The 12,647-nt window shown below is 54.8% G+C and carries 10 protein-coding genes; 9 read left to right on the forward strand and 1 reads right to left on the reverse strand.

Annotation, left to right across the window (positions count from 1 at the left end):
* Window positions 1-114: 114 nt before the first annotated feature.
* From mreB to tldD, 7 genes are all read left to right on the forward strand, one after another.
* A complete protein-coding gene (mreB, locus tag SD961_RS16925; protein ID WP_003855260.1) occupies window positions 115-1,158 on the forward strand; it encodes a rod shape-determining protein MreB in 1,044 nt (347 codons plus the stop codon).
* A 72-nt stretch (window positions 1,159-1,230) separates the two neighbouring features.
* Entirely contained in the window at window positions 1,231-2,274 is a 1,044-nt protein-coding gene (gene mreC / locus SD961_RS16930) for a rod shape-determining protein MreC (RefSeq protein ID WP_318791518.1), read from the forward strand.
* The gene (gene mreD, locus SD961_RS16935) at window positions 2,271-2,759 is read left to right on the forward strand and encodes a rod shape-determining protein MreD (RefSeq protein ID WP_318791519.1); all 489 of its coding nucleotides are present in this window, start codon (window positions 2,271-2,273) and stop codon (window positions 2,757-2,759) included. Before mreC ends, mreD begins: the two co-directional genes overlap by 4 nt.
* Window positions 2,760-2,767: 8 nt before the next feature.
* The gene (locus SD961_RS16940; RefSeq protein WP_318791520.1) at window positions 2,768-3,361 is read left to right on the forward strand and encodes a Maf family protein; all 594 of its coding nucleotides are present in this window, start codon (window positions 2,768-2,770) and stop codon (window positions 3,359-3,361) included.
* Window positions 3,351-4,820 carry a ribonuclease G gene (gene rng / locus SD961_RS16945; protein ID WP_318791521.1) on the forward strand — a complete coding sequence of 490 codons (1,470 nt, stop codon included), beginning with the start codon at window positions 3,351-3,353 and terminating at the stop codon, window positions 4,818-4,820. Before SD961_RS16940 ends, rng begins: the two co-directional genes overlap by 11 nt.
* 19 nt (window positions 4,821-4,839) lie before the next feature.
* Window positions 4,840-8,661, forward strand: a complete 3,822-nt coding sequence (gene yhdP / locus SD961_RS16950) for an AsmA2 domain-containing protein YhdP (RefSeq protein ID WP_318791522.1) — start codon at window positions 4,840-4,842, stop codon at window positions 8,659-8,661.
* Between the two features lie 83 nt (window positions 8,662-8,744).
* Window positions 8,745-10,190 (forward strand): metalloprotease TldD, encoded by a 1,446-nt coding sequence (tldD, locus tag SD961_RS16955; protein ID WP_318791523.1) that lies wholly within the window; start codon window positions 8,745-8,747, stop codon window positions 10,188-10,190.
* A 118-nt stretch (window positions 10,191-10,308) separates the two neighbouring features.
* On the opposite strand, the gene aaeR is transcribed toward tldD, so the two are convergent.
* On the reverse strand, window positions 10,309-11,226 hold the full coding sequence (aaeR, locus tag SD961_RS16960; RefSeq protein ID WP_318791524.1) for an HTH-type transcriptional activator AaeR: 918 nt from the start codon (window positions 11,224-11,226) through the stop codon (window positions 10,309-10,311).
* A gap of 272 nt (window positions 11,227-11,498) precedes the next feature.
* On the opposite strand from aaeR, the gene aaeX reads away from it, so the two are divergent.
* A complete protein-coding gene (gene aaeX / locus SD961_RS16965; protein ID WP_034890367.1) occupies window positions 11,499-11,702 on the forward strand; it encodes a p-hydroxybenzoic acid efflux pump operon protein AaeX in 204 nt (67 codons plus the stop codon).
* 7 nt (window positions 11,703-11,709) lie between these two features.
* Window positions 11,710-12,642: a p-hydroxybenzoic acid efflux pump subunit AaeA gene (gene aaeA, locus SD961_RS16970; protein WP_318791525.1), complete on the forward strand. Its 933-nt coding sequence runs from the start codon at window positions 11,710-11,712 to the stop codon at window positions 12,640-12,642.
* Window positions 12,643-12,647 lie beyond the last annotated feature (5 nt).

Genomic DNA, 12,647 nt, shown 5'->3' on the forward strand with positions numbered 1-12,647 from the left:
TAGCGTGATTTTTCACCGAAGTAGAACGTTTTTGCGCCTTGTCGCTGCTTCGTGTGGTTGGTAAAGTAAGCGGATTTTATTTTCCGCCCCCAGCTTGCAGGATTATCCTTTAGTATGTTTAAAAAATTCCGTGGCATGTTTTCCAACGACTTGTCCATCGACCTGGGTACAGCCAATACCCTGATTTATGTGAAAGGGCAGGGCATCGTTCTGAATGAGCCCTCTGTCGTTGCTATCCGTCAGGATCGTGCCGGCTCCCCTAAGAGCGTTGCGGCAGTCGGTCATGACGCCAAACAGATGCTGGGACGTACTCCCGGCAATATCGCTGCTATCCGGCCAATGAAAGATGGCGTGATCGCCGACTTCTTCGTCACCGAGAAGATGCTGCAACACTTCATTAAACAGGTTCACAGCAACAGCTTTATGCGCCCAAGCCCGCGCGTGCTGGTGTGTGTGCCTGTTGGCGCAACGCAGGTGGAGCGTCGTGCCATCCGTGAATCCGCGCAGGGTGCGGGCGCCCGTGAAGTCTTCCTGATTGAAGAGCCAATGGCTGCGGCTATTGGTGCCGGTCTGCCGGTCTCTGAAGCAACCGGTTCAATGGTTGTCGATATCGGTGGCGGTACCACAGAAGTAGCAGTGATCTCCCTGAACGGCGTGGTTTACTCCTCCTCCGTTCGTATTGGTGGCGATCGCTTTGATGAAGCTATTATTAATTATGTGCGCCGTAACTATGGTTCATTGATTGGTGAAGCAACCGCTGAGCGCATCAAACACGAAATCGGCTCGGCCTATCCGGGCGATGAAGTACGTGAGATTGAAGTCCGTGGGCGTAACCTGGCCGAAGGTGTGCCGCGCGGCTTTACGCTGAACTCCAACGAGATCCTGGAAGCTCTTCAGGAGCCGCTGACCGGTATCGTCAGCGCGGTGATGGTTGCGCTGGAGCAGTGTCCGCCGGAACTGGCATCTGACATTTCCGAACGCGGTATGGTTCTGACCGGCGGGGGCGCGCTGCTGCGTAACCTCGATCGTCTGCTGATGGAAGAGACCGGCATCCCGGTTGTGGTGGCAGAAGATCCGCTGACCTGCGTTGCACGCGGTGGCGGTAAAGCGTTGGAAATGATCGACATGCACGGCGGCGATTTGTTCAGCGAAGAATAATTTGCCTCAGGGAGTGCGGACGCGCGCTGTTCCGTACTCCTTTTTTAAGATGTCGAGGAATACGCCGAGTTTATGAAGCCGATCTTCAGCAGGGGACCTTCCCTGCAGTTACGCTTATTTTTAGCGGTTATTGTGGCTATAGGCGTGATCATCGCCGACAGTCGTATGGGCGCTTTCAGCCAGATACGCACCTATATGGATACGGCGGTCAGCCCATTCTATTTTTTGGCCAACGGGCCACGTCAAATTCTGGACAGTGTTTCTGAAACACTGGCCTCCCGCCAGCAGCTGGAGCTTGAAAACAAAGGGTTACAGCGCGAGCTGATGCTGAAAAACAGTGAACTGCTGATGTTGGGTCAGTTCAAGCAGGAAAATGCCCGCCTTCGTGAACTGCTGGGTTCGCCGCTGCGTCAGGATGAGCATAAGATGGTCACCCAGGTCATCTCTACCGGCACCGATCCTTACACCGACCAGGTCGTCATTGATAAAGGCAGCGTCAATGGCGTGTATGAAGGTCAGCCAGTCATCAGCGATAAAGGCGTAGTAGGGCAGGTGGTTGCCGTTGGCAAAATAACCAGCCGCGTGATGCTGATCTGTGATTCCTCCCATGCGCTACCGATTCAGGTGCTGAGAAATGACATCCGGGTGATCGCTGCCGGGAACGGCTGTACTGAAGATTTGCAGCTTGAACATTTGCCCGGTAACACCGATATCCGCGATGGTGACGTGCTGGTGACCTCAGGCCTCGGCGGTCGTTTCCCGGAAGGTTATCCTGTAGGGGTAGTCTCCTCGGTGAAGCTGGATACGCAGCGTGCTTATACCGTGATTCAGGCACGGCCAATGGCTGGCTTGCAGCGCCTTCGCTATCTGCTTCTCCTGTGGGGAGCCGATCGTAACGGCACTATGCCAATGGCGCCGAACGAAGTGCATCGGGTAGCTAACGAGCGGCTGATGCAGATGATGCCGCAGGTGCTGCCTGCCGCCAGCGAGATGGTAGGGCCGCCAGCGCCGGGACAAACCGTTGTCACGCCGCCTGCTACTCAGGGGCAACCCGCCGCTCAGAGCGTTGCGCCCGCCTCCTCTGCGGAGCATCGGGCGCGCGGAGGCCAACCGTGAGCAGTTATCGCAGCCACGGACGTTGGGTTATCTGGCTGTCATTCCTCGTCGCACTGGTTTTGCAAATAATGCCCTGGCCTGAGCAACTTTATATGTTCAGGCCCTCCTGGCTGCTTCTGATTTTGATTTACTGGACGCTGGCTCTGCCGCACCGTGTGAATGTCGGCACGGGCTTCGTGATGGGATCTATAATGGATCTTATCTCTGGCTCAACGCTGGGCGTACGGGCGTTAGCGTTCAGTATTGTGGCTTATCTGGTAGCGTTCAAATTCCAACTCTTCCGTAACCTCGCGCTCTGGCAGCAGGCGCTGATGGTTATGGTGCTCTCCCTGGCAATGGACGTTATTGTATTCTGGGCTGAATTTTTAGTGATAAACGTCTCGTTCCGGCCGGAAATTTTCTGGAGCAGTGTTGTCGACGGTATCCTCTGGCCCTGGCTCTTCTTGCTGATGAGAAAAATACGCCGCCAGTTTGCCGTTCAATAAGGAAGATTATGATATCCCTTTATCTGGCCTCTGGTTCTCCCCGTCGTCGCGAGCTGCTTACCCAGCTTGGCCTGCGCTTTGAACGCCTCTCCACTGAAGTTGAAGAACAAAAACGACCCGATGAACAGGCGGAAGCCTATGTGCGCCGTCTGGCGCGTGAAAAAGCTCAGGCGGGCGTTGTGGTTGCCACACGGGATCTCCCGGTGCTGGGTGCAGACACCATTGTAGTGCTCAACGATGCAGTGCTGGAAAAACCGGTAAATGAGGCAGCCGCTACAGAGATGCTGACGAAACTCTCTGGCCAGACGCATCTGGTGATGACAGCGGTAGCCCTGGCAGACAGTAAAGCCTGTCTTGACTGCCTTGTGGTGACCGAAGTGACTTTTCGCACCCTGACGATGGAAGATATCGCCGCCTATATCGCCAGCGGTGAACCGATGGATAAGGCTGGCGCATACGGCATTCAGGGTTCAGGGGGCAATTTTGTCCGAAAAATTAATGGAAGCTATCACGCCGTAGTGGGTCTGCCGCTGGTTGAAACGGCCGAGCTGCTGAGCCACTTTCAGTCACTGCGTGAAGTAAGGGAGCAACATGACCGCTGAACTGCTGGTAAATATTACGCCTTCGGAAACGCGGGTTGCCTATATTGATGGCGGCATCCTGCAGGAGATCCACATTGAACGTGAAGCGCGCCGTGGCATTGTCGGCAATATCTATAAAGGGCGCGTAAGCCGCGTGCTGCCTGGTATGCAGGCGGCCTTTGTTGATATCGGGCTGGAAAAAGCCGCGTTTCTGCACGCCTCCGACATCATGCCGCACACCGAATGCGTGGCGGGTGATGAGAAAAAGAATTTCACGGTGCGTGATATTTCCGAACTTGTCCGCCAGGGGCAGGATCTGGTGGTGCAGGTGGTGAAAGATCCGCTGGGCACCAAAGGGGCGCGTCTGACCACCGATATCACGCTGCCGTCGCGCTACCTGGTATTTATGCCCGGTGCTTCACACGTCGGCGTTTCGCAACGGATAGAGAGTGAAGCCGAGCGCGACCGCCTGAAGAAAGTAGTCTCTTCCTACTGCGACGAGCTGGGCGGCTATATCATTCGCACCGCCGCTGAAGGCGTAGGGGAAGTTGAGCTGGCTTCCGATGCCGCTTTTCTTAAGCGTCTGTGGACAAAGGTTATCGAGCGAAGGAAACGCAATCAGACCCGCTGTCGTCTGTATGGCGAAGTGGCGCTGTCGCAGCGAATTCTGCGTGATTTTGCTGGCGCAGCGCTCGACCGCATTCGTATTGACTCGCGCCTGACCTATGAACATCTCGTCGAGTTTACCAGCGAATATATCCCGGAAATGACCGACAAGCTGGAGCTCTATACCGGTAAACAGCCGATCTTCGATCTGTTTGACGTCGAAAACGAAATTCAACGCTCGCTGGACCGTAAGGTGGAGCTGAAGTCTGGTGGTTACCTGATCATCGATCAAACGGAAGCGATGACCACCGTCGATATCAATACCGGCGCGTTTGTTGGCCACCGCAACCTCGATGAAACCATCTTTAATACCAATATTGAAGCCACCCAGGCTATCGCCCGTCAGCTGCGGCTGCGTAATCTGGGGGGCATTATCATCATCGACTTTATCGATATGACCAATGAGGATCACCGCCGGCGGGTACTGCACTCACTGGAGCAGGCGCTGAGCAAGGATCGGGTGAAAACCGGAATTAACGGTTTCTCGCAGCTTGGGCTGGTGGAGATGACACGCAAGCGGACGCGGGAAAGTATTGAACACGTACTGTGCCAGGACTGCCCGGTCTGCAAGGGGCGCGGCACGTTAAAAACGGTTGAAACCGTTTGTTATGAAATCATGCGTGAAATTGTTCGTGTGCATCATGCCTATGATTCGGACCGCTTCCTGGTCTACGTATCACCAGCCGTGGGCGAAGCGTTAAAAACTGACGAATCGCATGCGCTGGCCGAAGTGGAAATTTTTGTCGGCAAGCAGGTCAAAGTTCAGGTCGAACCGCTCTATACTCAGGAGCAATTTGACGTGGTCATGATGTGACAACCACAGGGAGAAGTGCGTGAGGCGATTACCAGGAATTCTGCTGCTGACTGGCGCAACGGTTGTGGTGATCGTTGCGCTGATGGTCAGCGGGCTGCGTCTGGTTTTGCCGCATATCAACAGCTGGCGGGAGCCTTTGCTGGAGAAGATCTCTTTGGTTGCCGGAGTGCCGGTGCAGGCCAGCGCCCTGAACGGTCACTGGGAGAATTATGGCCCGGTGCTGGAAATCCGCGATCTGCATCTCAGCCTGAAAGAGGGCGACGATCTGCAAGCGGAGCGCATTACCCTGGCGCTGGATATCTGGCAGTCCATACTGCATCTGCGCTGGCAGTTTCGTAACCTCACTTTTTATCAGCTTAACCTGGCCACCAGCAAGCCGTTGACCTCAGGAGACGGCGCAAAGCTAAAGCTGGAACCGGGTAAATTCATCGATCTCTTCCTGCGTCAGTTTGACCATTTCGATCTGCGCGACAGCCATATCAGCTTCCTCACGCTTTCCGGCCAGCGCGCCAGGCTCGATATCCCGCAGTTGACCTGGCTCAACGAGAAAACCCGTCACCGCGCAGAAGGTATCGTTAACCTCTCCAGCTTTACCGGGCAGCACGGCGAAGTGCAGGTTCGTCTGGATCTCAGCGACAGCGATGGCTATCTCGATACTGGCCGGGTCTGGATGCAGGCCGACGATGTGGACGTGAAACCGTGGCTGGGAGAGTGGATGCGTGATAACACCACGCTCGACAGCGCCCGCTTCAGCCTGGCAGCCTGGATGAGCCTGAGAGAAGGTGAAATTTATGACGGTGATATTCAGCTAAAAAAAGGCGGGGCGAGCTGGCAGGGCGATAAGCAGCGGCACAGGCTCACGGTGGATAACGTGACTGCTCACGTCTCCCGCTTTAACAGCGGCTGGCAGATTGAACTGCCGCAAACCAACCTGGTAACGGATGGCCAGCCCTGGCCTGCAGGGCGGCTTTCCCTGCTGTGGCTGCCGGAAAACGGGCTGCTGCCGGGGCCGAATCATAATGAAGAGGTGCGGGTGCGTGCCACCCAACTGGATCTGGAACGTCTTGATCCGCTTATCCCGCTTTTTTCCCGACTCTCTCCCACGCTGCTGGAAAACTGGCGTTCTTTACAGCCTCAAGGTCGGCTTGAGGCACTGGCTGTTGATCTTCCCGTTCAGCAACCAGAGCAGAGCCGCTTCCAGGCGCGCTGGCGTGATCTGAGCTGGCAGCACTGGGAATTGCTGCCCGGCATGGAGCATTTCAGCGGAACAGCGTCTGGCGGGGTTGCCAGTGGCAAGGTGAGTTTCGACATCAACAAGGCAAGCCTGCCTTATGGCACCATGTTCCGTGCGCCGCTTGAAATCGAAGCGGCTAAAGGATCGTTTAACTGGCAGTATGATAAAGACCACTTCACGTTTGCCGGTCACCAGCTGGATATCAAAGCCCGTTCGCTGTGGGCTAAGGGTGATTTCACCTATGCCCAGCTTAAAGATCAGGCTCCGCGCCTGGATATCCTCGCCGGGATTAATCTCACTGATGCTGGCGATGCATGGCGTTACTTCCCGGAGCCACTGATGGGCACCTCGCTGGTGAACTATCTGAGCGGGGCGATCAAGGGTGGTCAGGTTCACAATGCTTCTCTGATCTTCGCTGGTAATCCGCATCTTTTCCCGTTTAAGCATAATGAAGGGATGTTTGAGGTGTGGGTGCCCCTCCGGCAAGCAACCTATCAGTTCCAGCCAGGCTGGCCTGATTTGCAGGATCTGGATATCAATCTCGATTTCGTCAATAACGGACTGTTTATGAAGGCCGAACAGGCGAAACTTGGAAAGGTTGACGGAAACAGGGTCTCTGCAGTCATCCCCGATTATCTCAATGAGAAGCTGATTGTTGACAGCGAGATCGTCGGCGCAGGTAAAGAGATTGGTCACTATTTTAATCAGACGCCGTTAAAGTCTTCACTGGGCGCGGCGCTGGATGAACTCCAGATCGACGGGGATGTAAGTGGTCGCTTACATCTTGATATTCCGCTGGACGGTAAGCCGGTCAGGGCCACGGGCGAGGTGGATCTGCTTAACAATTCGCTGTTTATTAAGCCGCTCGACAGCACCATTAAACAGCTAACCGGACACTTTACCTACGACAATGGCGACCTGAAAAGCGACCCTATGACCGCCAGCTGGTTCGGTCAGCCTCTGAACGTCAGCTTCAATACGCAAGAGGGTGACAAAAACTATCAGATTGGCGTCGATCTGCAGGGGGACTGGCAACCGGGCAAGATAGAGGCAGTCCCTGTGCAACTGCGCGATAAGCTGTCGGGTGTCGCCAACTGGAAAAGTAATGTTCTGATCAATATGCCGCATAAAGGTAGTGCAAATTATCAGATCGCCCTGGAGGGCGACCTTAAGAATGTAAGTAGTCACTTACCCGAGCCGTTGGATAAAAAAAAGGGCGAGGCCCTGCCGGTAAAGGTTTCTGCTAAAGGGGATCTGCAGAGTTTCAACCTGAACGGTACGGTTGGCGATGGAGGCCGCTTTAACAGTCAGTGGCTGCTGGGCAAACAGCTGAAAGTAAGCCGCGGCATCTGGGAAAATAATACAAAGCATATACCAGCCTTGCCGGAATCGGATGGTATGGTACTGAATCTGCCGCCGCTGGATGGCGAAGCCTGGCTGGCGTTATTCGACAGCGGTGATGGAAATAAAAACGGCCCGTCAGCTGGCGGCCAAAGTCAGTCAGGCCGTGCGATGATCCCGGATAATATTACCCTGCGCACGCCAGCTCTGACGCTGGCCGGGCAGCAATGGCATGACCTGGAAGTTACGCTGGGTCAGACGGTATCGGGCGATCCTCAGGTACAGGCAAAAGGGAAAGAGATCGCTGGCACGCTTAAAATGAACCAGCGAGCGCCGTGGGATGCGCAGATCAATTACCTTTATTACAATCCGCAGTGGGGCGACGGGCAAAAGAGTTCGCCTCTGCCTGATGAAGCCACCGCGATCAATTTCAGTAGCTGGCCTTCACTGGGCCTCACCTGTGATGAGTGCTGGCTGCGTGGTCAGAAGTTTGGGCGGATGAGGGCTAACCTCAGCCATACCAGCGATACGCTGACCCTGAAAAACGGCCTGATAGATACCGGAAACGCCCGTCTGAAAGTGGAAGGAGAATGGGTTAACCGTCCGGGCGAGCAGCGTACGGCGCTGAAAGGTGTGCTGAGCGGCGGCAAAATTAATGATGCTGCCAACTGGTTTGGCGTGAATACGCCTTTGCGGGACTCTCCCTTCAAGATTGATTACGATCTGCACTGGCAATCCGCACCCTGGAAGCCTTCAGAGGCGACGCTGAGCGGCTTGTTGAAAACCCACTTCGGTGCAGGGCAGATAGCTGATGTGAACACCGGCAGAGCAGGACAGCTGCTGAGGCTGATGAGTTTTGATGCTCTGCTGCGCAAGCTCCGGCTCGATTTCAGCGATACGTTCAGCCAGGGCTTCTATTTCGACTCCATTAACGGCACGGCCTGGATTGAAAAAGGGGTGATGCGTACCGACAATCTGCTGGTGGACGGTCTTGAGGCGGATATCGCCATGAAGGGCAAGATGGACCTGGTGCAGCGGCAGATCGATATGGAAGCTGTTGTCGCCCCTGAGATTTCGGCTACGGTAGGGGTCGCCGCCGCCTTTGCCGTCAATCCAGTTGTGGGCGCAGCAGTCTTTGCTGCCAGTAAAGTTCTCGGTCCGCTCTGGAACAAAATTTCCGTGCTTCGCTATCATATTTCCGGCCCCATTGATAAACCGCAAATTGATGAAGTGCTGCGTAAGCCGCGTGAAAAGAGCGCGAAGTGAATTTGACGTGACCTGCGAATTGCCTCAGGCTATAGAGATGCGACGCCAGCGATTACTGGCTCATCCAAACAGAGCGAGAATACATGAGTCTGAATCTGGTAAGTGAGCAGTTGCTAACTGCGAACAACATTAATCAACAGGATCTCTTTTCCCTTCTCGGTCAGCTGTCTGAACGTAAACTGGATTATGCCGACCTCTATTTTCAATCCAGCTATCATGAATCCTGGGTGCTGGAAGACCGCATCATTAAAGATGGCTCCTGGAATATCGACCAGGGCGTGGGCGTGCGTGCCGTCAGCGGTGAGAAAACCGGTTTTGCCTATGCCGACCAGATTACGCTGAATGCCCTGACGCAAAGTGCCACGGCGGCGCGCAGCATTGTACGTGAGCAGGGAAATGGAAAATCGCATACCTTGGGCGCGGTAATGCACCGGTCGCTTTATCCCACAGCAGATCCGTTGCAGAGCCTGACTCGCGAAGAGAAAATTGCGCTGTTGCATCGCGTTGACAGCGCTGCCCGTGCCGCAGATAAGCGTGTGCAGGAAGTGAGTGCCAGCCTGAGCGGCGTTTATGAGCTGATTCTGGTGGCTGCCACCGACGGGACACTGGCGACCGATGTGCGTCCTCTGGTTCGCCTCTCTGTCAGCGTGCAGGTTGAGGAAAACGGTAAGCGTGAACGCGGCTCCAGCGGCGGCGGCGGACGTTTCGGCTATGAATTTTTCCTCGCCGATGAGTCTGGCGAAATGCGCGCAGAAGCCTGGGCGCGTGAGGCGGTGCGGATGGCACTGGTTAACCTCAATGCAGTGGCAGCGCCTGCCGGAACGATTCCGGTGGTGCTGGGCGCTGGCTGGCCTGGCGTACTGCTGCATGAAGCCGTTGGGCATGGACTTGAAGGTGACTTTAATCGCCGTGGCACTTCGGTGTTCAGCGGGCAGATGGGGCAGTTGGTGGCTTCTGAAATCTGTACCGTGGTTGATGACGGCACTATCGAAGGGCTGCGCGGCTCGCTCGCGGTAGACGATGAAGGCGTGCCGGGACAGTATAACGTGCTGATTGAAAACGGCATTCTGAAAGGTTATATGCAGGATAAGCTGAATGCGCGACTGATGGGTGTCAGCCCAACCGGCAACGGCCGCCGTGAATCCTACGCCCATTTACCGATGCCACGCATGACCAATACCTATATGCTGGCCGGGAAATCTACGCCGCAGGATATTATTGAAAGCGTTGAGTATGGCCTCTATGCACCAAACTTTGGCGGCGGCCAGGTGGACATCACCTCCGGTAAGTTTGTCTTCTCAACCTCTGAGGCGTACCTGATTGAGAACGGTAAAGTTACCAAACCGGTTAAAGGCGCGACCCTGATCGGTTCCGGCATTGAAGCGATGCAGCAAATTTCTATGGTCGGAAACGATCTGGCGCTGGATAAAGGCGTGGGTGTTTGCGGTAAAGAGGGGCAGAGTCTGCCGGTTGGCGTAGGTCAGCCAACCCTGAAGTTAGATAAGCTGACGGTGGGCGGCACGGCCTGATCCCACAACCTCTGCCCGGAGCACTCCCCCTTTCTGTAGTGAGGACGGTTTGTGCTTTAAGGAGAAGATGACTTGCCCCTGAATGGAGTGCTTTTAGCGCTCCATTTTTTTCGCTGGTCTACTCCTGCCGTGATCCCTGATAGATATCCGCCACTTTATCAAAATACTCCGTCAGATAATTAATGCACACTTCCACCTTCAGCGGCAGCTTGTCCTTCTGCGTATAGACTGCATAGACCGGTCTTGGCGCGGAATGATAATGCGTAAACAGAATGTCCACTTTCCCGGCATTGATCTCCTCTATCACCCACATCAGAGGGAGATAGGCGATCCCGGCACCGGAAACCAGCCAACGGATCAGCGTTTGTGAATCATTGGTAGCGAAACGGCCCTGTGGTGAAAGGCGAATAGAGACGCCTTCCGGCGAAATAAGGTCAAAGTCATTATCGGGACGAATGCTGTACTCCAGCCAGGAAAACTTACCGATATCTGTAGGGTTATCCGGGGTGCCATGCAGCGTCAGATAGCTTTTCGCTGCGCAGACCACCATGGGCATCGATCCCAGGCGTCGTGAAAACAAGCTGGAGTCCTGAAGTGCGCCTACGCGAATAAGCAGATCCAGCCCGTCGGCAATCAGGTCAGGTGCGGGGTTACCGGTCACCAGGCTTACCGTCAGTCCGGGGTACTCTTTCAGCATTTCAGCCGTCATTGTCGCCAGCACATTTTGCGCCATTGTTGAGGAGCTGCCGATGCGTAGCGCGCCAACCGGGGTGTTATTGAATGCATAAAGCTGTTCATGAACCTGTTGTGCCTCCAGCATCATGCGGCGGCAACCCTGAAAATAGATTTTTCCCGCTTCCGTTAGCCCAAGACTGCGCGTACTTCGGTTCAGCAGCTTAACCTGAAGTTCATCTTCCAGTCTGGCCACGCTCTGGCTGACGGCGGAGACGCTCATTTGCAACCGCTGTGCCGCGGCCGTAAAAGAACCCAGCTCCACTACCCGGGCAAAAACCGACATGCCTTTTAATCTGTCCATTATTAACTCTGGCTTAAAAGTGATTTAGATCACATTAGGTAGAAAACGTATAGTCAGGCGCGTTACTATAGCATCGCCGGGTTACTCTCTTGTAACTCTACTCGTCACTATGCTGGCTCATGGATACGCTATGATTCATTGAGCGCCGGTTAGGATTATCTGACAGCTTACCGTCATGAATTACCTTCAACCTGTAGATCAGCGGACCCCCTTATCAGGAAGGGAGCCTGACGCAAGGCGTGTGCCCGGCAAGGTACTGACAAGGAAAAAAGATGAGTGTGCTTCCGGTTATTGTAATATTTGGGCTTTCGTTTCCGCCCATTTTCTTTGAAATAATAGTGTCACTGATGCTGTTCTGGCTGGTGCGTCGGCTGCTGACGCCTACCGGGATCTATGACCTGGTCTGGCATCCTGCACTGTTTAATACGGCGCTCTATTGCTGCCTGTTCTACCTGGTTTCCCGATTGTTTGTCTGAGGTCTTAGTGAAAGCGCTAACAACTAAAATTGCCCGATACGCCATTACCATCATTCTGGTGATTATCGCCGTCATCGTTATCTTCCGCGCATGGGTGTTCTATACCGAATCGCCCTGGACGCGTGATGCTAAATTTACCGCTAATGTCGTGGCTATTGCCCCTGACGTCAGCGGGCTGATTTCCGATGTGCGCGTCCGTGATAACCAACTGGTGAAAAAAGACCAGGTGCTTTTTGTGGTCGATCAGCCCCGTTATCAGCAGGCGTTAGATGAAGCTGAAGCGGACGTGGCTTACTATCAGACGCTGGTGAATGAGAAACGGCGTGAAGCCAGCCGTCGAAATCAGCTTGGCGTTTCCGCCATGTCCCGTGAAGCAATTGAGCAGTCTAATAACGATTACCAGACTTCGGAACATCAGCTGGCGAAAGCGGTTGCCACGCGTGATACCGCTAAGCTGGATCTGGCCCGTACCGTGGTTAAAGCGCCTTCCGATGGCTGGGTCACCAATCTGAACGTCTACCGGGGAGAGTTTATTACCCGCGGCTCCACGGCGGTGGCGCTGGTTCAGCAGCATACTTTCTATGTGCTGGCCTATATGGAAGAGACCAAGCTGGAGGGCGTCCGTCCGGGTTATCGGGTTGAAATCACCCCGCTGGGCAGCAACCGGGTTCTGCACGGCACGGTAGACAGTATTGCCGCAGGCGTAACGAACAGCAGCAGCACCATCGACAGCAAAGGTATGGCTACCATCGACTCTAACCTTGAGTGGGTGCGCCTGGCGCAGCGCGTACCGGTACGCATTCATCTGGACGAGCAGCAGGGCAATCTCTACCCGTCGGGTACCACAGCCACTGTGGTGGTGACCGGCGCCCGGGACCGCAAACCCGAAGAGATGTCGCCGATGATGAAATTAATGCATCGCCTGCGTGAGTTCGGCTAACCAGG

This window comes from Erwinia sp. MMLR14_017 (assembly GCF_033657285.1).
Classification (GTDB): Bacteria; Pseudomonadota; Gammaproteobacteria; order Enterobacterales; family Enterobacteriaceae; genus Erwinia.